The sequence below is a fragment of the Stutzerimonas sp. C6.4V genome (assembly GCF_058536345.1).
This window is the reverse complement of record NZ_JBZUBM010000002.1, coordinates 628534-653668: the sequence shown is the minus strand read 5'-3', so window position 1 is coordinate 653668 and position 25135 is coordinate 628534. Positions and strand designations below refer to the sequence as shown.

Genomic DNA, 25135 nt, shown 5'->3' with positions numbered 1-25135 from the left:
CAAAAAAAAGCCCCGGCATAAAGCCAGGGCAGTTTGATTCAACAGAGCTGCAGAGAAACCGCGCGCCTTAGAAGTCCAGATTGGATACCGCCAACGCGTTGGACTCGATAAAGTCTCTCCGGGGTTCTACAGCGTCGCCCATCAGGGTGTTGAAGATCTGATCGGCGCCAATCGCGTCCTCGATAGTGACCTTGAGCATTCGTCGAACCGCCGGGTCCATGGTGGTTTCCCAAAGCTGGTCAGGGTTCATCTCACCGAGCCCCTTATACCGCTGGACGCTGTGACGTCGGGTTCCCTCGGCCATCAGCCAATCCAGAGCCTGCTTGAAGGTCGTGACTGGCTTCTTGCGCTCACCGCGCTGGACATAGGCACCTTCTTCGAGAAGGCTATTCAACTTGTCGCCCAGTACCGTTACGGTCTTGTAATCATTGCTGCCGAAGAAATCCCGATTGAATGTGATGTAACTGGCGAGTCCGTGGGACACGATCTCGACTTCCGGTAGCCATAGATTGCGCTCCTTGTCTTCACGCAGGCTCGCCTTGTAGGCCAATCCGGAGCGTTCAACTCCTTTGAGCAAGGCTGCGTATGGTTCCAGCCAGGCCTGCATGGCCGCATGGTCGCCCAGTTGCTCGACAGTGACCCGAGGCAGATAGATGAAGTGCTCGGTCAGTTCCTGTGGATACAGGCGCGACAATCGCTGCAAGGTCTTCATCACGGTTCTGTAGTCGTTAACCAGTCGCTCTAGCGCTTCACCCGACAGGCCAGGTGCATGTTCGTTGACGTGCAGGCTGGCATCCTCAAGTGCCGACTGAGTGAGATACTCATCCATCGCCTCGTCATCCTTGATGTACTGCTCCTGCTTACCGCGCTTTACCTTATAAAGCGGAGGCTGTGCGATATAGACGTAACCGCGCTCAATCAGCTCTGGCAACTGGCGGAAGAAGAACGTAAGAAGCAAGGTCCGGATATGCGAACCGTCAACGTCCGCATCGGTCATGATGATGATGTTGTGATAGCGCAGTTTGTCGATGTTGTACTCTTCACGGCCAATACCGCAACCGAGCGCAGTGATAAGCGTGCCGACTTCCTGTGAGGAAATCATCTTGTCGAAGCGAGCCTTCTCGACGTTCAGGATCTTGCCCTTGAGCGGCAGGATGGCTTGAGTCCTGCGGTTTCGTCCCTGCTTCGCAGACCCACCCGCAGAGTCACCCTCCACAATGTAAAGTTCGGAGAGAGCAGGGTCTTTCTCCTGGCAGTCAGCAAGTTTCCCGGGAAGCCCGGCAATGTCCAACGCGCCCTTGCGACGGGTCATTTCCCGCGCTTTACGGGCAGCTTCGCGGGCTCTAGCGGCATCGATCATCTTGCCGACAACAGCCTTGGCCTCGTTGGGATGCTCAAGCAGAAAATCAGCGAAGTGTTTGCCCATCTCCTGTTCAACCGCAGTTTTCACTTCGGACGAAACAAGCTTGTCCTTGGTCTGCGAACTGAACTTTGGGTCCGGCACCTTGACTGAAATGATTGCAGTGAGGCCTTCGCGGGCGTCATCCCCAGTAGTCGCAACCTTGTGCTTCTTCGCCAGGCCTTCCTGCTCGATATAGTTATTCAGGTTTCGGGTCAAAGCCGAGCGAAAGCCCGCCAGGTGCGTACCGCCGTCACGCTGGGGAATGTTGTTGGTGAAGCACAACAGATTCTCGTTGAAACTATCGTTCCACTGCAGAGCGACCTCGACGCCTACACCATCGTCCCGCTGGACGTTGAAATGGAACACCTCGTTAACGGCTGTCTTGTTGGTATTCAAATACGCGACGAACGCACTGAGTCCACCTTCGTATTTGAATAGTTCTTCCTTTGCGTTGCGCTCGTCACGCAACACGATACCCACACCTGAATTCAGGAACGACAGCTCGCGCAGACGCTTGGCGAGAATGTCCCAACTGAAGTGGATGTTCTGGAAGGTTTCGGCCGACGGCTTGAAATGGATCTCAGTGCCTGAATCAGTGGTTTCGCCGATGGGAGCCAGTGGCGCCTGAGGTACGCCATGGCGATAAGTCTGCTCCCAGACCCTGCCTTCGCGGCGGATCGTGAGTATCAGTTCCTCTGACAAGGCGTTAACAACCGACACACCAACCCCGTGCAGGCCGCCTGAGACCTTGTACGAGTTGTCATCGAACTTACCGCCTGCGTGCAGAACGGTCATGATGACCTCCGCCGCGGACACCCCTTCCTCGTGGATGTCTACCGGTATGCCACGGCCATTGTCTCGGACGCTGATGGATTCATCCAGATGAATCGTAATGCTGATATCGCTGCAATGCCCGGCCAAGGCTTCGTCGATGGAGTTATCGACCACCTCGAACACCATGTGGTGTAGCCCGGTGCCGTCGTCGGTGTCGCCAATGTACATGCCGGGGCGCTTACGTACCGCATCGAGGCCTTTCAGTACCTTGATACTAGACGAGTCGTACGTGTGGTTTTCACTCATGCCTTCACTCCCGAGGGGCCGTGGACCTGGGCTATCGCTCCATGTTCCACGTGAAACATTGAGACCGGCGTGTCGTCACGCCAGCCTGCTTTCAACATGTTCGAATCAACACAGGTGATGAATACCTGGCAATTCAATTGCTCCAACAACCGACAAAGTGCCAGTCGGTGATGGTCATCCAGCTCCGACGGAAGATCGTCAACCAGATAAATACACTGTCCGCGCTTGGCTTCACTAACCAGATGCCCTTGTGCGATACGCAACGCGCAGACAACTAACTTCTGTTGCCCGCGTGACAGGACTTCGGCGGCATTGTGTCCTGCAATGCGTAAACGAAGATCAGCTCTCTGGGGGCCGGCCTGGGTGTGGCCCATGGCTCGATCCCGTTCGATCGTAGCGGCCAACACATCTGCTAATTCACGTTCCTTGTCCCACCCACGGTAATAGCTCAATTGGAAACCATCGATACCCAGAAGCGATGCCAGGGTGTGCTCGAAGACGGGTTTTAGCTGCAGAATATAGTCGCGCCGGTAGCGGTCGATATCGTCGCTGGCAAGCGTCAATTCGCGGCTCCAAGCCGCTTGCGAAGCGGCGTCCAGTGTACCATGGCGCAGCCAGGAGTTCCGTTGCCTGAGCGCCTGTTGTAGCCGCTGCCAGGCGCTCAAAAAGCGCCGTTCCACGTGGAACACGCCCCAATCAAGAAACTGTCTTCGCAGTTTAGGTGCGCCTTCAAGCAACCGGAAACTGTCAGGATTGATCAGCTGCAAGGGAAGCGCATCCGCCAGTTGCGCAGTGCTCTTCACGCTCTGCCCGTCGATGCGGATCCTGACATCCCCTGAACGATCACGAGCAATGCCAAGCGCACTGGTTTGCCTATCTTCGAGCACTACCTGGCCAAAGACGGTGCAGCTGGCAAGATCATGGGTGATAACTGGGTTAAGGCGCGTGCTGCGAAAGGACCGGGCCATCCCCAAGAGATGAATGGCTTCGAGAAGGCTTGTTTTTCCGCTGCCGTTATCGCCGGAGAGGATGTTGATGCGGGGGGAGGGGGTCAACGTCACCGGTTGCAAATTGCGCACCCCGGTGACGGAAATGCGACTCAGGGACATTCAGTAGAGATTACAAACGCATCGGCATGACAACGTAAGCCGAATCGTCATTATCAAATTCCTGCACCAGCGCACTGCTGTTAGCGTCCGACAGAATCAATCGAACCTGGTCTGTGGTCATTACGCCCAACACGTCGAGCAGATAGCTGACATTGAAACCAATCTCCAGCGGGCCACCTGAATACTCGACCGCAACTTCTTCTTCTGCCTCTTCCTGCTCAGGGTTGTTAGCCTGGATTTTCAACAGGCCGCTTTCCAACTGGAGGCGAATGCCACGGTACTTTTCGTTGGAAAGAATAGCCGTACGACTGAAGGCTTCACGCAGCGTTTGGCGCTCGCCGACAACCAGCTTGTCGCCGCCACGAGGCAGGACCCGCTCATAGTCCGGAAACTTGCCATCAACCAGTTTCGAGGTGAAGGTAAACTCGCCAGTGGTGGCGCGTATGTGATGCTGACCCAGTACGATGCTCACATCGCCGTCCTGATCGGTAAGCAGGCGCGCCAACTCGAGAATACCCTTACGTGGCACTATCACCTGATGACGGTCCGGCTGGTCGATACCGGCCTGCATGGAGCACATCGCCAGGCGGTGCCCATCGGTGGCCACGGCGCGCAACATACCACTGGATACTTCGATGAGCATGCCATTCAAATAGTAGCGGACGTCCTGCTGCGCCATGGCAAAACTGCTGCGCTCGATCAGGCGGCGCATCTTGCCCTGATTGACGCTGAAGCTCAGCGACCCCGGGCCTTCTTCGACCGTAGGGAAATCATTGGCAGGCAAGGTGGACAGGGAAAACCGACTGCGGCCGGCCTTGATCACGACCTTCTGGTCATCGAGACGAATGCTGATCAAGGCGTCTGGCTGCAGGCTCTTGCAGATATCCATCAGCTTGCGTGCAGGCACGGTGATTTCGCCAGGCTCACACGCGTCCTCAAGCGTTACACGTCCGACCAGCTCGACCTCAAGATCAGTACCTGTCAAGGAAAGCTGGTTGTCCAGGACAACCAGCAACACGTTGGACAGCACTGGTAAGGTCTGCCGCCGTTCGACAACGCCGGCGACCAGCTGCAGAGGTTTCAACAGGGCTTCGCGCTGAATAGTGAAATGCATGGTCTGGTCCCTTGCCTATTAATTGGCCGCAATCGTTTCTTCAGGTAGTCAATGTGCGCAGCAGGTTTTTGTAGTCCTCGCGGATATCGGCGTCCAACTCGCGAAGCTCGGCAATTTTACGACAGGCATGAAGCACTGTCGTGTGGTCCCGCCCGCCAAACGCATCGCCGATTTCCGGCAAGCTATGGTTGGTCAATTCCTTGGAAAGCGCCATCGCCACCTGACGTGGCCTGGCCACAGATCGCGACCGCCGTTTTGACAGCAAATCGGAAATCTTGATCTTGTAATACTCGGCCACGGTCCGCTGGATATTGTCGACACTGACCAACTTATCCTGGAGTGCCAGCAGATCCTTCAAGGACTCGCGAATCAACTCGATGGTGATGTCGCGCCCCATGAAGTGAGCATGGGCAATCACACGCTTGAGCGCGCCTTCAAGCTCACGAACATTGGAGCGTATCCGTTGCGCAATGAAGAAGGCCGCGTCATGGGGAAGATCGACGTTGGCTTGATCGGCTTTCTTCATCAGGATCGCCACACGCGTTTCCAGCTCGGGCGGCTCGACGGCTACGGTGAGTCCCCAGCCGAACCGGGACTTCAAGCGCTCCTCCAGGCCATCGATTTCCTTGGGATACCGATCACTGGTGAGAATCACCTGCTGTCCGCCCTCAAGCAAGGCATTGAAAGTATGGAAGAACTCTTCCTGCGAACGCTCCTTCTTGGCAAAGAACTGGATATCGTCAATCAGCAGGGCATCTACGGAACGGTAGAAACGCTTGAATTCATTGATAGCGTTCAGCTGCAAGGCCTTGACCATGTCTGCGACGAATCGCTCCGAATGGAGGTACACGACCTTGGCATTGGGGTTTTTCTTCAATAAATGGTTACCCACCGCATGCATGAGGTGAGTCTTTCCGAGACCGACGCCCCCGTAAAGAAATAGCGGGTTGTAACCATGCTTGGGGTTGTCAGCCACCTGCCATGCCGCGGCGCGGGCAAGCTGGTTCGATTTGCCTTCGACAAAATTTTCAAAGGTAAAGGTGCGATTGAGGTAACTCGTGTGCTTGAGCCCCCCCTCGACCTGGACAGTACGCTCTGTGCGGGCTGGCGCTGGAGCCGGGGCAGGTTCGGGTGCAACAGGGGCCACCGGTGTCGAAGCCGTCTCGGATACCGGACGGGACTGTGGCATCGCCTGCTGTTGGCTGCGCGCCAGGGAAGCGGAAGGCAGTGCCGCAGCGGCAGTGCGTTTGCTCCCTATCAACAGTGACAGCGCGGGAGCGGGCCCGGTCGACCGCTCGGAGAGCAATTCCAGCAACCGTGACAAGTATTTTTCATTTACCCAATCGAGGACGAACCTGTTGGGTGCATAGACACGCAGCTCGTCACCGTCGGCTTCGACCTGAAGCGGGCGGATCCAGGTGTTGAATTGCTGGGCGGGCAGTTCGTCTCGCAAGAGGTCAATGCACTGCTGCCAAAGTTCCACCGACACGGAATCTCCTAGACGCTGTCGAGCTGCAAACGGGCGCCATTGTATCCCTTGGAAGTGCGGTTATCCACAGCGGATAGCCAGCCTCCAAGGAAAGATTCGCATTGGCTGCCACCTATAATCACCGGGCTTAACCCTGAGCCCTGTGGATAACAGACATTCAGCTATGCGGATAAGGCTGTCAATAAACCGGTCCAATCTTGCGCTGTGGATAACTTATCGATTTGTGCACAGGCTATCAGCCGGTTAACCACGGCAGCCACACCGCTTTCCCAGAGACTTCAGGAACAGTGAAACGCATCAACGGCGAGGCCTACAGGAGCTTATCCACAAGATCGCTTGCCACCATCTATAAGCGTTACTTTAAGAAGAGCTTTATCTTTCTTCTATATTTCTATTTGCTCATTCATAGAAGCTGGTTGGAAATTGACCTGGCGTCGCGGCTTCTCTACAATCGCCGGTCTCTTAAAAGGGGGCCATTCCGGCCCGCAATGGATCACCAGGTACCGCACCATGAAACGTACTTTCCAACCCAGCACCCTCAAGCGCGCTCGCACCCACGGTTTTCGTGCCCGTATGGCTACCAAGAACGGCCGCGCCGTCCTGTCGCGCCGTCGTGCCAAAGGTCGTAAGCGCCTGGCAGTCTGAATACGTCGGAACAGGTAGTGAGTCGAGACTTCGGTCGGGAAAAGCGACTGCTGACCCCGAGCCAGTTCAAGGCAGTCTTCGACTCCCCTTCCGGAAAGTTTCCCGGCAGGAACGTCCTGCTCCTGGTGCGCGAAAATGAATTGCCACATCCCCGCATCGGATTGGTGATTGGCAAGAAGAGCGTCAAGCTTTCGGTAGAACGCAACCGTATCAAGCGACAATTGCGTGAAACCTTTCGTCTGCACCAGGCGGAACTGACGGGGTGGGACATCGTGGTTATCGCACGCAAGGGATTGGCTGACCTGGATAATCCCGAATTGGCAAAACAGTTCGCCAAACTCTGGAGACGGCTGTCTCGTACGCCTATCCAACCCGGTAACCGTCAGGAACCGAGCAACGCAGCCCATGCGTAATCTGGCGCTGATTCCGATTCGACTCTATCGCTATGCCATCAGCCCAATGATGGCCAGTCATTGTCGTTTCTATCCCAGTTGCTCCTGCTACGCACAAGAAGCCATCGAAAATCATGGCTTGCTGCGAGGTGGCTGGCTGAGTCTGCGTAGACTTGGCCGTTGCCATCCATGGAATCCGGGCGGCTATGATCCCGTGCCTTCCAACACCCCCACCAATTCATCTTCGATGACCGAGTAACCATGGATATCAAACGCTCGATCCTGCTTGTCGCCCTGGCAGTCGTTGCCTACCTGATGGTATTGCAGTGGAACCAGGACTACGGACAGGCTGCCATCCCCGACGAAACACGCCTGGAGCAATCTTCGGCTGCCCAGATTCCCGATACGCCAGCAACCGTGAACAACACGAATGGCGCAGCAGCCGACATTCCCGCGGTCGAAGGAGCCCAAGCCAGTGCATTGCCTGAAGAACAGGCGAGTTCGCGGCTGATCAGGGTCCGTACCGACGTTCTGGATCTTGCCATCGACCCCAGAGGTGGGGATGTGGTCGACCTGCGCCTGCCACAGTTTCCGCGTCGGCAGGATCGTCCGGACGTTCCATTCCAGCTGTTCGAGCGCAGCGGTGAGCGGACCTATGAAGCGCAAAGCGGACTGATCGGCGACGGCCCGGACAAGGCAAGCGGCCGGCCTCTGTACAGCAGCGAGCAGCAGCAATATCAGCTGGCCGAAGGCCAGGACCAGCTGGTAGTCGACCTGAAACACAGCGAAGGCGGGGTCATTTACACCAAGCGTTTCATCTTCCAGCGCGGCGACTATGACCTTGGCGTGCGTTACCTGATAGACAATCAGAGCGAAGAGCCCTGGACTGGACACATGTTCGGCCAGCTGAAACGTGATGACAGCAAGGACCCGTCTTCGAGCACTGCAACCGGAACAGCTACCTATCTGGGTGCTGCGCTCTGGACCAAGGACGAGCCCTATACCAAGGTGTCCATGGGTGACATGGACGATAAGAGCCTCAAGAAAACCGTAGAGGGGGGCTGGATTGCCTGGCTGCAGCACTACTTTGTCACAGCCTGGATTCCACAGCCCGACCAGACCAACCAGGTGCAAACTCGCAAGGACAGCCAGGGCAACTACATCATTGGCTTCACCGGACCTGCTGTGACCGTTGCGCCAGGTAGCCAGGGCGAGACGTCCGCCACGCTATACGCCGGCCCGAAAAGCCAGGATCAGCTGGAAGAACTTTCTCCCGGCCTGCGCCTGACCGTTGATTACGGCATTCTCTGGTTCATTGCCCAGCCTATCTTCTGGCTGCTTCAGAACATTCATGCACTATTGGGCAACTGGGGTTGGTCGATCATTGCGTTGACCGTCATCATCAAACTGGCGTTCTTCCCGCTGTCAGCGGCCAGCTATAAATCCATGGCACGCATGCGGGCCGTCTCGCCCAAGATGCAGGCGCTCAAGGAACAGTTCGGCGATGACCGCCAGAAAATGTCCCAGGCAATGATGGAGTTGTACAAGAAGGAAAAGATCAATCCGCTAGGTGGGTGCCTTCCCATCCTGGTACAGATGCCGGTCTTCCTAGCGCTCTACTGGGTATTGCTGGAAAGCGTTGAGATGCGCCAGGCGCCTTGGATGTTCTGGATCACCGACCTGTCGATCAAGGATCCGTTCTTTATCCTGCCGATCATCATGGGCTTGACCATGTTCATTCAGCAGCAATTGAACCCTACGCCTCCGGACCCGATGCAAGCGAAGGTGATGAAGCTGTTGCCGATCATCTTTACCTTCTTCTTCCTCTGGTTCCCGGCAGGTCTGGTGCTGTACTGGGTGGTCAACAACTGCTTGTCGATCGCGCAGCAGTGGTACATTACCCGCAAGATCACGGCACAGACCGCAAACGCGACCTGATCCGTAGACGTAAACAGAACGCCCCTTGATTGGGGCGTTTTGCATTCACTCCAGGGAGAAAATGGATGAGCCAAGACCGCGAAACCATTGCTGCCGTCGCAACCGCACCGGGTAGGGGCGGGATAGGTGTGGTACGGGTATCAGGGCCCCGAGCCAAGGCTGTCGCCATCACACTCAGCGGTCGGGAGCCGACCCCTCGTCATGCTCACTATGGGCCCTTTCATGCCGATGACGGTGAAGTCATCGACGAAGGTCTGCTGCTGTTTTTCCCCGGGCCGCATTCGTTCACTGGTGAAGATGTACTGGAGTTCCAGGGGCACGGTGGCCCTGTTGTCATGGACATGCTGTTGCAGCGCTGCGTGGCGCTGGGCGTCCGCCTTGCTCGGCCGGGAGAGTTCAGCGAACGGGCGTTTCTCAACGACAAGCTGGATCTGGCACAGGCAGAAGCGATCGCTGACCTGATCGAGGCCAGTTCCACGCAGGCGGCGCGCAATGCAGTGCGTTCGTTGCAGGGAGATTTCTCTCGTCGCGTCCATCAGCTCACCGAGAGCCTGGTCCAGCTAAGGATCTATGTCGAAGCGGCCATCGACTTCCCGGAGGAAGAGATCGATTTCCTGGCGGATGGACGGATCCTTGCTCTGTTGCAAGATCTTCGCGCAGAGTTATCCACAGTTCTGCATCAAGCCGCACAAGGCGCACTTTTGCGCGATGGAATGACAGTGGTTATCGCCGGCCGCCCCAACGCTGGCAAATCCAGCTTACTCAATGCACTGGCCGGCAGGGAGGCAGCTATTGTCACCGATGTCGCCGGCACAACCCGCGACGTGCTGCGTGAGCATATCCAGATTGACGGCATGCCATTGCACATCATCGACACCGCCGGATTGAGGGACACCAAGGACCCGGTTGAACGAATCGGTGTTGAGCGCGCAATCAAGGCGATCGAGGACGCCGATCGTATCCTGCTGGTCATCGATGCCAGCGCGGCGAACGATGAGCCCCAAGACTCCAAGTGGCCGGAACTGCTGTCCAGCAGACCAGACCCGGCGAAGACCACCATTGTGCGCAACAAGGCCGACATCACCGGCGAAAGGGCCGCTCTGACGGTCGACGCCGATGGTCACTCCATCATCAGCCTGTCGGCTCGTTCAGGAGATGGCCTCGATCTGCTTCGGGATCATCTGAAACATTGCATGGGTTATGACCAGACCGCCGAAAGCAGCTTCAGCGCCCGTCGCAGGCATCTGGACGCCTTGCGTCAGGCCTCCCTACATCTGGACCACGGCCATGCTCAGCTGACCCTGGCAGGGGCGGGGGAGCTCCTTGCCGAGGATCTCAGGCAAACCCAGCAAGCACTGGGGGAAATAACCGGCGCATTCAGTTCCGACGACTTGCTGGGCCGCATCTTTTCCAGCTTCTGCATCGGCAAATAGCCCGACCACCTCACCTCGCCAAGGCGAGGTCTGCAGCAACGACGGTGAGGTAGGCGCGGCGTTTAGCCAGGCGTCGCGCCGTCCCTTCTGCTTCATTTCTGCTTTTCATTCAAATCAATGTGACGCGCAAGTGCTCGCATGCTTGCGCCTGTGACCTGGCCCATTGGGAATACTGGCGACACCGCTGTGATCAACTCGCACAGGAAGCATCAGGTCGAAGGTGACAGGCAAAAAACCATTCAGGAGCTCTGTGGAAAACAGCACATGAGACCAGTAGATAACAGGTAGAAAACAGGCGGCGCATATCGGCCTGTGGATAAATCTACTTTTCATACACAGGCTACACACGGCTACCACACCGCTTGTGAGCGGGAATGACACAGTCTTTCTTTCCGCTGTACATCACGTCAGACTTGCCTTTCAGAGTTTTATCCACAGAAACCTGCTGCTCATTTATAAACATAACAACAAGCTTTAAATCATTTCTTTCTTTTTATTTAAGTTGGTCATCTGCCGCAGCGTAGCGCCCCGTCATTGGTCATTTTTTGTGCAGAGCACTTCTTTCAAAGCCAACGAAACCCTATACTGGCGTGCTTTCCAGACCCTTCTCATCAAGCACGAGGTACGTGGTGGACTTCCCTTCCCGTTTTGAGGTCATCGTTATCGGCGGTGGCCATGCCGGTACCGAAGCTGCGTTGGCGGCTGCTCGAATGGGCGTGAAGACGCTTCTTCTGTCGCACAATGTCGAAACGCTGGGCCAGATGAGCTGTAACCCGGCCATTGGCGGCATCGGTAAAAGTCATCTGGTCAAGGAAATCGATGCCCTCGGCGGTCTCATGGCAACGGCGACCGACCAGAGTGGTATCCAGTTTCGCGTGCTCAACAGCCGCAAAGGGCCGGCTGTGCGGGCGACTCGCGCACAAGCCGATCGGATCCTGTACAAGGCTGCCGTTCGCCATGTTCTGGAAAACCAGCCAAATCTGTGGATATTCCAGCAGGCTGCGGATGACCTGATCGTGGAAGCCGATCAGGTTAGAGGCGTCGTGACTCAGATGGGGCTGCGCTTTCTTGCCGACGCTGTTGTGCTTACCACCGGCACCTTTCTCGGCGGACTTATCCACATCGGAATGCAAAACTATTCAGGCGGTAGGGCGGGTGACCCACCTTCGGTTGCCTTGGCTAGCCGCCTGCGTGAACTGCCGATGCGCGTTGGGCGCCTGAAGACAGGTACGCCGCCGCGCATCGATGGACGGAGCGTGGATTTTTCGGTGATGACCGAGCAGCCTGGCGATACGCCGATTCCAACCATGTCGTTTCTGGGCAGCGCAGCACAGCACCCAAGGCAGGTGAGCTGCTGGATCACGCACACCAATGCGCGCACCCATGAAATCATCGCGGCCAATCTGGACCGGTCGCCGATGTATTCCGGTCTCATCGAAGGTGTCGGCCCGCGTTATTGCCCGTCGATCGAAGACAAGATCCACCGATTCGCCGACAAGGACAGTCATCAGGTGTTCATCGAGCCCGAAGGCTTGACCACCCACGAGCTGTACCCGAACGGAATATCCACCTCATTGCCCTTCGACGTGCAGCTGCAGTTGGTGCAGAGCATCCGCGGCATGGAAAACGCTCATATCGTGCGGCCTGGCTATGCCATCGAGTATGACTACTTCGACCCGCGCGATCTGAAGTACAGCCTGGAAACCAAGGCCATCGCAGGGCTGTTCTTTGCTGGCCAGATCAATGGCACTACCGGTTACGAAGAAGCGGGCGCCCAGGGCTTGCTGGCCGGTGCCAATGCGGCACTGCGCGCCAAGGGCCTGGACAGCTGGTGTCCACGTCGAGACGAAGCGTATCTGGGCGTACTCGTTGACGATCTGATTACCCTGGGTACCCAGGAGCCTTATCGCATGTTCACTTCTCGCGCCGAGTACCGGCTGATCCTCCGCGAGGACAATGCCGATCTGCGTTTGACCGAGAAAGGCCGGGAACTGGGGCTTGTGGACGTTATTCGCTGGGCTGCCTTCGAGCGCAAGCGAGAAAGCATTGTTCAGGAAGAGCAGCGCCTGAAAAACACCTGGGTTCGTCCTGGAACGGCCCAGGGTGACCTGATTGCAGAACGTTTCGGTACGCCTCTGACCCACGAGTACAACCTGCTCAACCTGCTGGCGCGTCCCGAAATCGACTATCGCCGGCTGGTGGAAATCGTTGGTGCCGGGGTAGAGGATGCGCAGGTAGCCGAACAGGTTGAAATCAAGACCAAATACGCTGGATACATCGATAGGCAGCAAGACGAGATTCTTCGTCTGCGTGCCAGCGAAAGTATCGAATTGCCGGTCGACCTGGATTATTCGAGCATTTCAGGTCTCTCCAAGGAGATCCAGCACAAGCTTTCCGGCACCCGTCCAGAGACGCTCGGTCAGGCCTCGCGAATTCCGGGGGTCACGCCCGCAGCCGTATCGCTGCTCATGATCCATCTGAAAAAGCGCAGCGCAGGACAAAAGCTGGAGCAGAGCGCCTGATGGAAACAATACTGGCCAGCCATGCCGACGAGCTGAGACGGGGAGCGATGCAGCTCGGGCTCAACCTGAGCGAGGCTCAGCAACAGCATTTGCTGGGCTACCTGACCTTGCTGAACAAGTGGAACAAGGCTTACAACCTGACGGCCGTGCGTGATCCGGCGGAAATGGTCTCTCGACATCTGCTCGATAGCCTGAGCCTCGTCGAGCAGGCGCAGCAGGGCGGGGCACGCTGGCTGGATGTCGGCAGCGGCGGTGGGATGCCGGGTATTCCGCTGGCCATCATGTTTCCTGATCGCCGTTTCACCCTGCTGGACTCGAACGGCAAGAAGACCCGTTTCCTTACCCAGGTAAAACTTGAGCTCAAGCTCGCCAACGTCGAGGTTGTGCACAGCCGTGTTGAGCAGTTCATTCCCGAACAACCCTTTACGGACATAACCTCGCGTGCATTCAGTTCGCTGGAAGACTTTTGTAGCTGGACACGGCACCTTGGAGACATCGATACGCGCTGGCTCGCCATGAAGGGCGTGCAGCCGGACGACGAGCTACAGGCGTTGCCTGGCGATTTCCAGCTGGATCAATGCATGGTTCTGAAAGTACCCGGTTGCCAAGGGCAACGTCATCTGCTGATACTGCGCCGCATTTCATGACCCCGGACAGACACTGACCATGGCTAAAGTATTTGCCATCGCCAACCAGAAGGGCGGTGTCGCCAAAACGACCACCTGTATCAACCTTGCCGCGTCGCTTGTTGCTACCCGTCGTCGTGTACTGCTGATCGACCTTGATCCCCAGGGCAACGCTACCACCGGTAGCGGTGTGGATAAGTTATCGCTGGAATATTCGATTTACGACGTTTTGATCGGCGAGTGCAGTCTGGTCGATGCCATGCAGTTTTCCGAACATGGTGGCTACCAGCTGTTACCGGCCAACCGCGACCTGACTGCAGCTGAAGTCGCCTTGCTCAATCTACCGGCCAAGGAAAACCGCCTGCGTGAAGCGCTTGCACCGGTACGCGAGAATTACGACTACATTCTCATCGACTGTCCTCCTTCGCTGTCGATGTTGACGATCAACGCGCTGACGGCCGCCGATGGCGTGATCATTCCGATGCAGTGTGAGTACTACGCGCTCGAGGGTCTCACCGATCTGGTCAATTCGATCCAGCGCATCGGTCAGGCATTGAACCCGTCGCTGAAAATCGAAGGACTGTTGCGCACCATGTACGACCCGCGCAGCAGCCTGACCAACGATGTCACCGAGCAATTGAAGGCGCACTTTGGCGACAAGGTCTACGACACCGTGATACCACGTAACGTGCGCCTGGCTGAGGCGCCGAGCCATGGCATGCCGGCATTGGTGTATGACAAGCAATCCAAGGGCGCCTTGGCCTATTTGGCGCTGGCGGGCGAGCTATCGCGCCGTCAACGCAGAACCGCCCGCCGCGCAACCGCATAAGGAATCTTCATGGCGACCAAAAAACGAGGCCTGGGACGCGGACTGGATGCGCTGCTCGGTGGCGCCAACGTGACGACGGTACAAGAGCCTGCCGTTCAGCTCGATGAGCGAGAGCTGCAACAGTTGCCGCTCGATATCATTCAGCGGGGGAAATACCAGCCACGTCGCGATATTGACCCGGTGACGCTTGAAGAGCTGGCCAACTCCATCCGTACTCAGGGTGTCATGCAGCCTATCGTGGTGCGTCCGATCGGCGCGGGCCGCTACGAGATAATCGCGGGCGAGCGCCGTTGGCGTGCAAGCCAGCAGGCAGGCCTGGAAAAGATACCGGCGCTGGTCCGTGAGGTTACCGACGAAGCGGCCATTGCGATGGCGCTCATCGAAAACATACAGCGTGAAGACCTCAACCCGATCGAAGAAGCGGTCGCTTTGCAACGGCTACAGCAGGAATTCCAGCTGACGCAGCAACAGGTGGCTGATGCCGTGGGCAAGTCTCGCGTGACCATCAGCAATCTGTTGCGGCTCATAGCGCTGCCAGACGAGATCAAGACGCTGCTGTCCCATGGCGATCTGGAAATGGGACATGCCCGGGCATTGCTGGGATTGCCGGCTGAAGAGCAGGTAGAAGGTGCGCGGCATGTTGTCGCACGCGGGCTGACCGTCCGTCAGACCGAAGCCCTTGTCCGACAGTTGTTGAACAAGAAAGAAGAGCCGAAAAACGCGTCAAAGGGCGATCCGGACATCCTTCGGTTGGAGCAGCGATTAGCTGAGCGGCTGGGCTCTCCTGTGCAGATCAAGCACGGTGATAAGGGCAAGGGACAGCTGGTGATTCGTTATAGCTCGCTCGATGAACTTCAGGGTGTGCTCGCACACATTCGCTGATACAAAATAAATGTAGTGGCGGTCGGAAATTACTACCTGAAGGTTGAACGCAGGGTGTGCTGCTCCTATACTCGCGGCGCTTTTTTGACTGCGGTCATCGAACGACGCCGACCTCGAAAGGCGATGGAAGTAAGGTGAATATTCGGAATAAAACACCCCTCCATCAGCTCCCGGTTGCGCGCGTTCTGGTTATTCAAGCCACGGTTGCGTTGGCCGCGGCTGTAGCATGTGGGCTGCTGTTCGGCTTGGTTGCGGGCTACTCCGTATTGCTGGGGGGCCTGATCGCGTTATTGGCGAATGTGTATTTCGCCTTCAAGGCGTTTCGCTATTTTGGCGCGCGTTCGGCCAAGGCAATTGTTCAGTCCCTTTGGGCTGGCGAGATGGGTAAACAGATTCTGGCAGCAGCGCTGTTTGCGCTGGTGTTCGTAGGAGTGAAACCGCTGCAACCGGCCGCATTGTTCGCCGGTTACCTGCTGGTTCTGGGCGCGGGAGCGAGCGCCCTCCTGCTGATGAAAAATAATCCGAAGCATTGAGCACTGAGGCTTTTATGGCGAGTACCCCGGCGGAATATATCCAGCATCACCTGCAGAATCTGACGTACGGAAAATTGCCTGAAGGCTACGTTCGCGCTGATGGCTCGGTGATCGATCAGGCAACCTGGACGATCGCTCAAACGGGCGCCGAGGCACGCGACATGGGTTTCATGGCGTTCCATATCGACACGCTCGGTTGGTCCGTGCTGATGGGCCTGATTTTCATCCTGATCTTCCGCATGGCTGCAAAAGGCGCTACCGCCGGTACTCCGGGCCGCCTGCAAAATTTCGTCGAGATGTGCGTGGAGTTCGTCGAAGGCGTGGTCAAGGACACCTTCCATGGCCGTAATGCACTGATCGCCCCGCTGGCACTGACCATCTTCGTCTGGGTGTTCCTGATGAACAGCCTGAAGTGGATCCCGGTCGATTACATTCCCGGCCTGGCCCATGCAATGGGCGTCCCCTACTTCAAGATCGTGCCGACAGCGGATCCGAACGGCACCTTTGGCCTGTCGCTCGGCGTGTTCATTCTGATTTTGTTCTACAGCTTCAAAGTCAAGGGTTTCGGTGGCTTTACCAAGGAACTGGCATTCACGCCGTTCAATCACTGGTCCCTGATCCCGTTCAACCTGTTCCTTGAAATCCTCGGTCTGCTGACCAAGCCGCTGAGCCTCGCTCTGCGTCTGTTCGGCAACATGTATGCCGGTGAGGTGGTGTTCATCCTCATCGCGCTGCTGCCGTTCTACGTGCAGTGGACCCTGAACGTACCCTGGGCGATTTTCCATATCCTGGTTATCCCGCTGCAGGCGTTCATCTTCATGGTTCTGACCGTGGTGTACCTGAGTTCAGCGCATGAAGATCACAGTCATGCCGAACTCACGCCGTAACAGCTGAACCGGTTCATCAGTTTCGTTTTACCCAAGAAAACCTTAACCCTTAGCTTCAGGAGCTTTACATGGAACTCGTCTACATCGCCGCCTCCATCATGATCGGTCTGGGTGCCCTGGGCACTGGTATCGGCTTCGCCCTGCTGGGCGGCAAGCTGCTGGAATCCACCGCTCGTCAACCCGAGCTGGCTCCTCAGCTGCAAACCAAGACCTTCCTGATGGCTGGTCTGCTCGACGCCGTACCGATGATCGGTGTTGGTATCGCGATGTACCTCATCTTCGTTGTCGCTGCCTAAGACTTTTCCGGTTCCTGATGGGGTTCGCCTGGCGAGCCCCGTTGCCGTGGAATTGACAACCGCGTCGAACGAGATAGCACGAGGTATATCGCTGTGAACATTAACTTGACGCTGTTCGGTCAAACGTTCGCCTTCGCTATTTTCGTCTGGTTTTGCATGAAGTACGTATGGCCGCCTATTACCAAGGCCATGCAGGAACGCCAGAAGAAAATCGCAGAAGGACTGGACGCCGCAGGCCGTGCGCAGCAAGACCTAAAACTGGCTCAGGAAAAGGTTTCAAACACCCTCCGCGAGACCAAGGGGCAAGCTGCCCAGATCATCGAGCAGGCTAACAAGCAGGCCAATGCAATCGTTGAGGAAGCCAAGCAACAGGCGCGCGTCGAAGGCGAGCGGCTGGTAGCGAGCGCCCGAGCCGAAATCGAGCAGGAAGTGAATAGTGCCAAGGAGCAACTGCGTAACCAGGTAGCCATGTTGGCCATCATGGGTGCGGAGAAGATCCTGGAGTCCCAGGTGGACGCCAAGGCGCACAACGATCTGGTCGAAAAACTGGCCTCCCAACTCTAAGCGAGGCAAGCGATGATCAATACCCAGACGCTTGCTCGGCCATACGCAAAGGCCGCTTTCGAGTTTGCCAGCACGGCTGGTCGGATCGAAGCCTGGTCGGGCATGTTGAGCCTGGCTGCGGTCGCCGTTGAAGTTCCCCAAGTTGCCGAACTACTGAAAAACCCAAGCCTGACCAGCGAAAGCAAGGTTCGGTCGCTGGTTCAACTGTTCGGTAGCGAAATCGATGAAGCCTTCCGAAACTTCGTCTCCACCCTGGGCGATAACGATCGCCTGGACGTGTTGCCGACCATTCGGGAGCTCTTCGAGGACCTCAAGGCTGAGGCCGAAAAGACACTCGACGTTGAAGTGCAGACAGCCTTCGAGCTAACCCCTGCGCAACTCCAAACCTTGGCTGCCGCCTTGTCGAAGCGGCTAGATCGTACCGTCAACCCCCAGCAGGTCGTGAACCCTGCGCTGATCGGCGGCGTTGTTATCCGCGCCGGCGATGTGGTTGTCGACGGGTCGGTCCGCGGCAAACTGAGCCAGTTGGCCGAATCGTTGAAATCCTGATTTGAGGGTCGTGGCATGCAGCAACTGAATCCTTCCGAGATAAGTGAAATCATAAAGCAGCGTATCGGTAGTTCCGATGTGACTGCTCAAGCGCGTAACGAAGGCACCGTCGTCAGCGTTTCCGACGGTATCGTGCGCATCTATGGCCTGGCTGACGTGATGTACGGGGAGATGATCGAGTTCCCTGATGGCGTCTATGGCATGGCCCTGAACCTGGAGCAGGACTCCGTGGGTGCCGTGGTTCTGGGTGCCTACCAGAGCCTGACCGAAGGCATGCGGGCCAAGTGCACCGGCCGCGTCCTTGAAGTGCCGGTAGGTCCGGAACTGCTGGGCCGTGTCGTTGACGCACTGGGCAATCCGGTGGACGGCAAGGGACCGGTCAACGCGCAGGCAACTGACGCGGTTGAAAAGGTAGCCCCTGGTGTGATCTGGCGTAAGTCGGTCGACCAGCCAGTGCAGACCGGTTACAAGTCAGTCGATGCCATGATTCCGGTTGGCCGTGGGCAGCGCGAGCTGATCATTGGCGACCGCCAGATCGGCAAGACCGCGCTGGCCATCGACGCGATCATCAACCAGCGCAACAGTGGCATCAAGTGCGTCTACGTGGCGATCGGCCAGAAGCAGTCGACCATTGCCAACGTGGTGCGCAAGCTCGAGCAGCACGGCGCCCTGGCCAACACCATCATCGTTGCTGCTTCGGCTTCCGAATCGGCTGCGCTGCAGTTCCTCGCGCCGTACGCCGGCTGCACCATGGGTGAATACTTCCGCGATCGCGGTGAAGACGCACTGATCGTGTATGACGATCTGTCCAAGCAGGCCGTGGCCTACCGCCAGATTTCCCTGCTGCTGCGTCGTCCGCCGGGACGTGAAGCCTACCCGGGCGACGTGTTCTATCTCCACAGCCGTCTGCTCGAGCGTGCATCGCGCGTCTCCGAAGAGTACGTCGAGAAGTTCACCAATGGCGCCGTGACGGGCAAGACCGGTTCGCTGACCGCTCTGCCGATCATCGAAACCCAGGCCGGTGACGTTTCTGCGTTCGTTCCGACCAACGTGATTTCCATCACCGACGGTCAGATCTTCCTCGAGTCGTCGATGTTCAACGCAGGCATCCGCCCGGCCGTCAACGCCGGTATTTCGGTATCCCGTGTTGGTGGCGCCGCGCAGACCAAGATCATCAAGAAGCTGTCCGGCGGTATTCGTACCGCACTGGCTCAGTACCGTGAACTGGCGGCGTTTGCCCAGTTCGCCTCTGACCTGGACGAGGCGACCCGCAAGCAGCTCGAGCATGGTCAGCGTGTCACCGAGCTGATGAAGCAGAAGCAGTACGCGCCGATGTCCATCGCCGAGATGGCGGTGTCCCTGTATGCAGCCGAGCGTGGCTTCCTGCAGGACATCGAGGTTGCCAAGGTGGGTGCCTTCGAACAGGCGTTGATCGCCTATTTCCGCCATGAGCATTCCGCTCTGCTGGACAAGATCAACGTGAAGGGCGACTTCAACGACGAAATCGACGCAGGCATCAAGGCCGGTATCGAGTCGTTCAAGGCCACCCAATCCTGGTAAGCCGCAGCGGGAGTCGAAAGGCTCCCGCCTGCTAACCCGATAGGTGTCAAATGGCAGGCGCAAAAGAGATTCGCAGCAAGATTGCGAGCATCAAAAGCACGCAGAAGATCACCAGCGCCATGGAAAAGGTGGCGGTCAGCAAGATGCGCAAGGCACAGATGCGCATGGCTGCCAGCCGTCCCTATGCGGAGCGGATCCAGCAGGTAATCGGTCATCTGGCCAATACCAACCCGGAATACCGTCATCCGTTCATGGTCGAGCGTCCGGTCAAGCGTGTCGGTTATATCGTCGTGTCGTCCGATCGTGGCTTGTGCGGTGGCTTGAACACCAACCTGTTCAAGGCATTGATCAAGAACATGAAGGAATGGCATGACAGCAAGGTCGAGGCCGACCTCTGTGTGATCGGCAACAAGGGTGCGAGCTTCTTCCGCAGCTTTGGCGGCAATGTGGTCGCGGCAGTCAACGGGCTTGGCGAAGAGCCGTCGATCAATGATCTGATCGGCAGCGTCAAGGTCATGCTGGATGCCTTCGATCAGGGCCGTCTGGACCGTCTCTACCTAGTGTCGAACAAGTTCATCAACACCATGACGCAGAAGCCGACCGTAGCGCAGCTGCTGCCGTTGGCCGCAAGTGACGATCAGACCGCGCCGAAAGGTCAGTGGGATTACCTGTACGAACCCGACGCTCGCCTGTTGCTCGATGCGTTGCTGGTTCGCTATGTCGAGTCCCAGGTCTACCAGGCGGTGGTCGAGAACGGAGCAGCCGAACAGGCCGCCCGGATGATCGCCATGAAGAACGCAACCGACAATGCCGGTGAGCTGATCAGCGACCTGCAACTGGTCTACAACAAGGCCCGTCAGGCTGCGATCACGCAGGAAATTTCGGAAATCGTCGGCGGCGCTGCCGCGGTTTAAGAACGGTTCAAATATTCAGAGGAACCAAACATGAGTAGCGGACGTATCGTTCAAATCATCGGCGCCGTTATCGACGTGGAGTTTCCGCGCGATCTGGTACCGAACATCTATGACGCGCTGAAGGTCACCGGCGCTGAAACTACCCTGGAAGTCCAGCAGCAGCTGGGCGACGGCATCGTCCGTACCATCGCCATGGGTTCGACCGAAGGCCTCAAGCGTGGCCTGGACGTCAGCAACACAGGCGCGGCCATCTCCGTACCGGTGGGCACAGCCACACTGGGCCGGATCATGGACGTTCTGGGCAACCCCATCGACGAAGCCGGTCCCATCGGCGAAGAAGAGCGCTGGGGCATCCATCGCGCGGCGCCGAGCTATGCCGAACAGGCTGGCGGCAACGAGCTGCTGGAAACCGGCATCAAGGTTATCGACCTGGTCTGCCCATTCGCCAAAGGCGGTAAGGTCGGTCTGTTCGGTGGTGCCGGTGTGGGCAAGACCGTAAACATGATGGAACTGATCCGTAACATCGCGATGGAGCACAGCGGTTACTCCGTGTTCGCCGGTGTGGGTGAGCGTACTCGTGAAGGTAACGACTTCTATCACGAGATGAAGGACTCCAACGTTCTGGACAAGGTCGCCCTGGTCTACGGCCAGATGAACGAGCCTCCAGGAAACCGCCTGCGCGTCGCACTGACTGGCCTGACCATGGCCGAGAAGTTCCGCGACGAGGGCAAGGACGTTCTGCTGTTCGTCGACAACATCTACCGCTACACCCTGGCCGGTACCGAAGTGTCCGCGCTGCTGGGTCGTATGCCGTCCGCGGTGGGCTATCAGCCGACTCTGGCCGAGGAAATGGGCGTTCTGCAGGAGCGCATCACCTCCACCAAGAGCGGTTCGATCACCTCCGTTCAGGCCGTATACGTCCCTGCGGACGACTTGACTGACCCGTCGCCTGCGACCACTTTCGCCCACCTGGACGCTACCGTGGTTCTGTCGCGTGACATCGCCTCCCTGGGTATCTACCCGGCGGTCGATCCGCTCGATTCCACGTCGCGTCAGCTGGATGCGAACGTGATTGGCCAGGAGCACTACGACACCGCTCGCGGCGTCCAGTATGTGCTGCAGCGTTACAAGGAACTGAAGGACATCATTGCGATTCTCGGTATGGATGAACTGTCCGAAGCCGACAAGCAGCTGGTATCCCGTGCTCGTAAGATCCAGCGCTTCCTGTCCCAGCCGTTCTTCGTGGCCGAAGTCTTCACCGGTTCGCCAGGCAAGTACGTTTCGCTGAAAGAAACCATCCGTGGCTTCGCCGGCATTCTCAACGGTGACTACGATCACCTGCCGGAGCAGGCGTTCTACATGGTTGGCGGCATCGACGAAGCCATCGAGAAAGCCAAGAAACTGTAACTGGCGCGCCCGCTTGCGGGCGCCAATAAGCCCGGCTTGCGGCGATAGCCAAAGGTCGGGCTGATTACCGAGGCATAAGTATGGCTATGACAGTCCACTGTGACATCGTCAGTGCGGAAGAAGAGCTGTTCTCGGGGCTGGTAGAGATGGTTATCGCTCACGGTCACCTGGGTGACCTGGGCATTCTGCCGGGCCACGCTCCTTTGCTGACTGATCTCAAGCCCGGTCCGGTGCGTGTGATCAAGCAAGGTGGTGAGGAAGATATCTTCTACATCTCCGGCGGCTTCATCGAAGTCCAGCCGAACATGGTGAAGGTGCTTGCCGATACGGCTACTCGCGCCAAGGATCTTGACCAAGCTGCCGCTCAGGCTGCAGTCAAGGCGGCCGAGAAAGCGCTTCATGAAAAGGGTGCGGATTTCGACTACGGTTCGGCATCTGCCCGTCTGGCCGAGGCTGCAGCCCAGCTGCGGACCATCGAGCAGCTGCGCAAGAAGTACGGGCGCGGCTGACCGGCTTGCTTCATCGCACGCGAGTAAAAGGGTAGCCTTGGCTACCCTTTTTCTTTTTTGCAGATTTCTTGAATCTCCGTGTCGACCCCTTGGGTCAGAGGACCAGACTCAATCATGTCTCTTGATATCGTCATTCTCGCTGCCGGGCGGGGCACGCGCATGCGCTCCGCGCTGCCCAAGGTGCTTCATCCGGTGGCAGGCAAGTCCATGCTCGAACATGTCATCGATACCGCGCGTGCACTTAAGCCAACAGCCATCCACGTGGTGATCGGTCATGGTGCCGAGCTGGTCCGCGAGCGTTTGGCAGCAGATGACGTCAATTTTGTGGTTCAGGCCGAGCAACTGGGTACCGGCCATGCATTGGCGCAGGCCTTGCCGGCCCTGACGGCTGAGCGAGTGCTCATTCTCTACGGAGATGTACCGCTGATCGAGGCGAACACCCTGCAGCGACTGCTCGAGCAGGTTGGCCCCACGCAGCTGGCGTTGCTGACGGTAGAACTCGCCGATCCAACCGGCTACGGGCGCATCCTGCGCGACGGGAGCGGTGTGGTTCAGGCCATCATCGAGCACAAGGATGCGTCAGCCGAGCAGCGACTCATCGCAGAAGGCAATACCGGCATTCTGGCAGTACCTGGTGCGCGGATCGGCGATTGGCTGGGCAGGCTGTCGAACAGCAATGCCCAGGGCGAGTATTACCTGACCGATGTGATCGCCATGGCCGTGGCCGACGGTCTGAAGGTCGCGACCGAGCAACCGCTGCATGCCATGGAGGTGCAGGGCGCCAACGATAGAATCCAGCTGGCTGAACTGGAGCGGCACTTTCAACAGCGGGCTGCTCGTCGGTTGATGGCCCAGGGCGTGACGCTGCGTGACCCTGCGCGTTTCGACTTGCGCGGTGACGTCACCGTTGGTCGTGATGTGCTGATCGACGTGAACGTCATCCTCGAAGGCACCGTGGTCATCGAGGATGACGTCGAGATCGGCCCGAACTGCGTAATTCGCAATAGCACGCTGCGCCGCGGTGCGGTGGTCAAGGCCAACTGCCATCTGGACGGCGCCGAGCTGGGTGAGGGCGCCGATTGCGGGCCGTTTGCTCGTCTGCGCCCTGGTGCGGTCCTGGGCGACAAGGCCCATGTCGGTAATTTCGTGGAAGTAAAGAACGCACGGCTGGGGGTTGCCGCCAAGGCAGGCCACCTGTCTTATCTGGGCGACGCAGACATTGGCGCAAGAACCAATATCGGTGCCGGCACCATCACCTGTAACTACGACGGCGCCAACAAGTCCCGAACCGTGATGGGTGAAGACGTGTTCATTGGCTCCAACAGTTCATTGGTAGCGCCGGTCACTCTGGGGGATGGTGCTACCACGGGTGCCGGCTCGACCATCACCCGCGACGTGCCTGCACACACGCTGGCGCTCGGTCGTGCTCGCCAGACCGAGATCGATGGTTGGCAGAGGCCGGTGAAAAAGGAGTCGTAAGCCTGAAGCCTGAAGCCTGAAGCCTGAAGAAAAGCTTGGCGGCTACTGACACGCCGCCCAAACTCTTCCAGCTTCCAGCTTCCAGCTTCCAGCTTCCAGCTTCCAGCTTCCAGCTTCCAGCTTCCAGCTTCCAGCTTGCGCACTCTGGCTGCTTATGTTTTGATTCGATCCACTAAATTTCGAATCGAAATATATCGATGTCAAAGCGCAACACACCACAACGCCGTCATGCGGTCCTTGCGCTGCTCGCCGAGCAGGGCGAGGTCAGTGTCGACGATCTGGCCCGGCGCTTCGAAACATCGGAGGTCACGATTCGCAAGGATCTGGCCGCGCTGGAAAAGAACGGGCTGCTCCTGCGTCGCTACGGCGGCGCGGTGTGCCTGCCTCAGGAATTCATCGCAGACACGGTACAAACGGTATCTCCCGCAAAACAGGCCATCGCACGGGCGGCGGTCGGCTGCATCCGTGAGCACGCCCGTATCATCATCGACAGCGGCACCACCACCGCCGCGATGATCCCCCAGCTGGGCCACAAGCATGGCCTGCTCGTCATGACCAATTCGCTGAGTGTGGCCAATGCGCTGCGTGATCTGGAGCACGAGCCGACGCTGCTGATGACGGGCGGCACCTGGGATCCTCACTCGGAATCCTTCCAGGGTCAGGTCGCGGAGCAGGTACTGCGTTCCTATGACTTCGATCAGCTCTTCATCGGGGCCGACGGCATCGACCTACAGCGCGGGACGACGACCTTCAACGAATTGCTCGGGCTGTCACGGGTCATGGCTGATGTGGCTCGGGAGGTCATCGTGCTTGCGGAGTCGGACAAGATCGGCCGCCGCATACCCAACCTGGAACTGCCCTGGGCCAGCATCCATACCCTTATCACGGACGAGCGTCTCAGCCCCGAGGCCCGTTCAAGCATCCAGGCCCGTGGCATCAAGCTGATCTGCGCGGCCATCGAATCCTTTTAGGAGAA

24 protein-coding genes are annotated in these 25135 nt (G+C 57.9%); 20 read left to right on the top strand and 4 right to left on the bottom strand.

Annotated elements, in window-relative coordinates:
- Positions 1–67 precede the first annotated feature (67 nt).
- From gyrB to dnaA, 4 genes are read right to left on the bottom strand one after another with little or no spacing between them, the layout of a single operon-like run.
- Positions 68–2482 carry a DNA topoisomerase (ATP-hydrolyzing) subunit B gene (gene gyrB / locus AC4LFW_RS18915; RefSeq protein WP_491821059.1) on the bottom strand — a complete coding sequence of 805 codons (2415 nt, stop codon included), beginning with the start codon at positions 2480–2482 and terminating at the stop codon, positions 68–70.
- Entirely contained in the window at positions 2479–3591 is a 1113-nt protein-coding gene (gene recF / locus AC4LFW_RS18910) for a DNA replication/repair protein RecF (protein WP_491821057.1), read from the bottom strand. The genes gyrB and recF overlap by 4 nt, the downstream gene beginning before the upstream one ends.
- 10 nt (positions 3592–3601) lie before the next feature.
- Positions 3602–4705, bottom strand: a complete 1104-nt coding sequence (gene dnaN, locus AC4LFW_RS18905) for a DNA polymerase III subunit beta (protein WP_491821055.1) — start codon at positions 4703–4705, stop codon at positions 3602–3604.
- Between the two features lie 40 nt (positions 4706–4745).
- The gene (gene dnaA, locus AC4LFW_RS18900) at positions 4746–6194 is read right to left on the bottom strand and encodes a chromosomal replication initiator protein DnaA (protein WP_491821053.1); all 1449 of its coding nucleotides are present in this window, start codon (positions 6192–6194) and stop codon (positions 4746–4748) included.
- 510 nt (positions 6195–6704) lie between these two features.
- On the opposite strand from dnaA, the gene rpmH reads away from it, so the two are divergent.
- The 20 genes from rpmH to AC4LFW_RS18800 all read left to right on the top strand — a co-directional run bounded on the left by rpmH (position 6705) and on the right by AC4LFW_RS18800 (position 25130).
- Positions 6705–6839: a 50S ribosomal protein L34 gene (gene rpmH, locus AC4LFW_RS18895; RefSeq protein ID WP_019340723.1), complete on the top strand. Its 135-nt coding sequence runs from the start codon at positions 6705–6707 to the stop codon at positions 6837–6839.
- Positions 6840–6856: 17 nt separating this feature from the next.
- A complete protein-coding gene (gene rnpA / locus AC4LFW_RS18890; RefSeq protein WP_491821050.1) occupies positions 6857–7252 on the top strand; it encodes a ribonuclease P protein component in 396 nt (131 codons plus the stop codon).
- A complete protein-coding gene (gene yidD / locus AC4LFW_RS18885) occupies positions 7245–7490 on the top strand; it encodes a membrane protein insertion efficiency factor YidD (RefSeq protein ID WP_491821048.1) in 246 nt (81 codons plus the stop codon). Before rnpA ends, yidD begins: the two co-directional genes overlap by 8 nt.
- Before the next feature lie 2 nt (positions 7491–7492).
- Positions 7493–9169 carry a membrane protein insertase YidC gene (gene yidC / locus AC4LFW_RS18880; RefSeq protein ID WP_491821046.1) on the top strand — a complete coding sequence of 559 codons (1677 nt, stop codon included), beginning with the start codon at positions 7493–7495 and terminating at the stop codon, positions 9167–9169.
- Between the two features lie 65 nt (positions 9170–9234).
- Positions 9235–10602 carry a tRNA uridine-5-carboxymethylaminomethyl(34) synthesis GTPase MnmE gene (gene mnmE / locus AC4LFW_RS18875; protein WP_491821044.1) on the top strand — a complete coding sequence of 456 codons (1368 nt, stop codon included), beginning with the start codon at positions 9235–9237 and terminating at the stop codon, positions 10600–10602.
- Between the two features lie 629 nt (positions 10603–11231).
- Entirely contained in the window at positions 11232–13124 is a 1893-nt protein-coding gene (gene mnmG / locus AC4LFW_RS18870) for a tRNA uridine-5-carboxymethylaminomethyl(34) synthesis enzyme MnmG (protein WP_491821042.1), read from the top strand.
- On the top strand, positions 13124–13771 hold the full coding sequence (gene rsmG, locus AC4LFW_RS18865) for a 16S rRNA (guanine(527)-N(7))-methyltransferase RsmG (protein ID WP_491821040.1): 648 nt from the start codon (positions 13124–13126) through the stop codon (positions 13769–13771). Before mnmG ends, rsmG begins: the two co-directional genes overlap by 1 nt.
- A 19-nt stretch (positions 13772–13790) precedes the next feature.
- Positions 13791–14579 carry a ParA family protein gene (locus AC4LFW_RS18860; protein ID WP_491821038.1) on the top strand — a complete coding sequence of 263 codons (789 nt, stop codon included), beginning with the start codon at positions 13791–13793 and terminating at the stop codon, positions 14577–14579.
- A 9-nt stretch (positions 14580–14588) separates the two neighbouring features.
- Entirely contained in the window at positions 14589–15461 is an 873-nt protein-coding gene (locus AC4LFW_RS18855) for a ParB/RepB/Spo0J family partition protein (RefSeq protein WP_491821036.1), read from the top strand.
- A gap of 134 nt (positions 15462–15595) precedes the next feature.
- On the top strand, positions 15596–15994 hold the full coding sequence (locus AC4LFW_RS18850) for a F0F1 ATP synthase subunit I (RefSeq protein ID WP_491821034.1): 399 nt from the start codon (positions 15596–15598) through the stop codon (positions 15992–15994).
- A 14-nt stretch (positions 15995–16008) separates the two neighbouring features.
- Positions 16009–16881 carry a F0F1 ATP synthase subunit A gene (gene atpB / locus AC4LFW_RS18845; RefSeq protein ID WP_491821032.1) on the top strand — a complete coding sequence of 291 codons (873 nt, stop codon included), beginning with the start codon at positions 16009–16011 and terminating at the stop codon, positions 16879–16881.
- 68 nt (positions 16882–16949) lie between these two features.
- Entirely contained in the window at positions 16950–17177 is a 228-nt protein-coding gene (gene atpE, locus AC4LFW_RS18840) for a F0F1 ATP synthase subunit C (RefSeq protein ID WP_019340921.1), read from the top strand.
- A gap of 93 nt (positions 17178–17270) precedes the next feature.
- A complete protein-coding gene (locus AC4LFW_RS18835) occupies positions 17271–17741 on the top strand; it encodes a F0F1 ATP synthase subunit B (RefSeq protein WP_491821030.1) in 471 nt (156 codons plus the stop codon).
- 12 nt (positions 17742–17753) lie between these two features.
- Positions 17754–18290 carry a F0F1 ATP synthase subunit delta gene (locus AC4LFW_RS18830; protein WP_491821028.1) on the top strand — a complete coding sequence of 179 codons (537 nt, stop codon included), beginning with the start codon at positions 17754–17756 and terminating at the stop codon, positions 18288–18290.
- A 15-nt stretch (positions 18291–18305) separates the two neighbouring features.
- The gene (atpA, locus tag AC4LFW_RS18825; protein WP_491821026.1) at positions 18306–19850 is read left to right on the top strand and encodes a F0F1 ATP synthase subunit alpha; all 1545 of its coding nucleotides are present in this window, start codon (positions 18306–18308) and stop codon (positions 19848–19850) included.
- A 50-nt stretch (positions 19851–19900) separates the two neighbouring features.
- Positions 19901–20764, top strand: coding sequence for a F0F1 ATP synthase subunit gamma (gene atpG, locus AC4LFW_RS18820; protein ID WP_491821024.1), 864 nt, complete (start codon positions 19901–19903; stop codon positions 20762–20764).
- 30 nt (positions 20765–20794) lie between these two features.
- Positions 20795–22171, top strand: a complete 1377-nt coding sequence (gene atpD / locus AC4LFW_RS18815) for a F0F1 ATP synthase subunit beta (RefSeq protein ID WP_102837646.1) — start codon at positions 20795–20797, stop codon at positions 22169–22171.
- Between the two features lie 80 nt (positions 22172–22251).
- A complete protein-coding gene (locus tag AC4LFW_RS18810) occupies positions 22252–22680 on the top strand; it encodes a F0F1 ATP synthase subunit epsilon (protein ID WP_491821023.1) in 429 nt (142 codons plus the stop codon).
- Positions 22681–22794: 114 nt separating this feature from the next.
- Positions 22795–24159, top strand: a complete 1365-nt coding sequence (gene glmU / locus AC4LFW_RS18805; RefSeq protein ID WP_491821021.1) for a bifunctional UDP-N-acetylglucosamine diphosphorylase/glucosamine-1-phosphate N-acetyltransferase GlmU — start codon at positions 22795–22797, stop codon at positions 24157–24159.
- A 197-nt stretch (positions 24160–24356) separates the two neighbouring features.
- Positions 24357–25130 (top strand): DeoR/GlpR family DNA-binding transcription regulator, encoded by a 774-nt coding sequence (locus tag AC4LFW_RS18800; protein ID WP_491821019.1) that lies wholly within the window; start codon positions 24357–24359, stop codon positions 25128–25130.
- Positions 25131–25135 lie beyond the last annotated feature (5 nt).

Bases quoted from the DNA above. Each gene is read 5' to 3' on its own strand.
- atpD (WP_102837646.1), top strand. From the start codon at position 20,795: ATGAGTAGCGGACGTATCGTTCAAATCATCGGCGCCGTTATCGACGTG.
- glmU (WP_491821021.1), top strand. From the start codon at position 22,795: ATGTCTCTTGATATCGTCATTCTCGCTGCCGGGCGGGGCACGCGCATG.
- AC4LFW_RS18830 (WP_491821028.1), top strand. From the start codon at position 17,754: ATGATCAATACCCAGACGCTTGCTCGGCCATACGCAAAGGCCGCTTTC.
- AC4LFW_RS18800 (WP_491821019.1), top strand. From the start codon at position 24,357: ATGTCAAAGCGCAACACACCACAACGCCGTCATGCGGTCCTTGCGCTG.
- recF (WP_491821057.1), bottom strand. From the start codon at position 3,591: ATGTCCCTGAGTCGCATTTCCGTCACCGGGGTGCGCAATTTGCAACCG.
- AC4LFW_RS18860 (WP_491821038.1), top strand. From the start codon at position 13,791: ATGGCTAAAGTATTTGCCATCGCCAACCAGAAGGGCGGTGTCGCCAAA.
- rpmH (WP_019340723.1), top strand. From the start codon at position 6,705: ATGAAACGTACTTTCCAACCCAGCACCCTCAAGCGCGCTCGCACCCAC.
- AC4LFW_RS18810 (WP_491821023.1), top strand. From the start codon at position 22,252: ATGGCTATGACAGTCCACTGTGACATCGTCAGTGCGGAAGAAGAGCTG.
- gyrB (WP_491821059.1), bottom strand. From the start codon at position 2,482: ATGAGTGAAAACCACACGTACGACTCGTCTAGTATCAAGGTACTGAAA.
- atpE (WP_019340921.1), top strand. From the start codon at position 16,950: ATGGAACTCGTCTACATCGCCGCCTCCATCATGATCGGTCTGGGTGCC.
- dnaN (WP_491821055.1), bottom strand. From the start codon at position 4,705: ATGCATTTCACTATTCAGCGCGAAGCCCTGTTGAAACCTCTGCAGCTG.
- mnmE (WP_491821044.1), top strand. From the start codon at position 9,235: ATGAGCCAAGACCGCGAAACCATTGCTGCCGTCGCAACCGCACCGGGT.
- atpA (WP_491821026.1), top strand. From the start codon at position 18,306: ATGCAGCAACTGAATCCTTCCGAGATAAGTGAAATCATAAAGCAGCGT.
- yidC (WP_491821046.1), top strand. From the start codon at position 7,493: ATGGATATCAAACGCTCGATCCTGCTTGTCGCCCTGGCAGTCGTTGCC.
- atpB (WP_491821032.1), top strand. From the start codon at position 16,009: ATGGCGAGTACCCCGGCGGAATATATCCAGCATCACCTGCAGAATCTG.
- AC4LFW_RS18855 (WP_491821036.1), top strand. From the start codon at position 14,589: ATGGCGACCAAAAAACGAGGCCTGGGACGCGGACTGGATGCGCTGCTC.
- atpG (WP_491821024.1), top strand. From the start codon at position 19,901: ATGGCAGGCGCAAAAGAGATTCGCAGCAAGATTGCGAGCATCAAAAGC.
- rsmG (WP_491821040.1), top strand. From the start codon at position 13,124: ATGGAAACAATACTGGCCAGCCATGCCGACGAGCTGAGACGGGGAGCG.
- yidD (WP_491821048.1), top strand. From the start codon at position 7,245: ATGCGTAATCTGGCGCTGATTCCGATTCGACTCTATCGCTATGCCATC.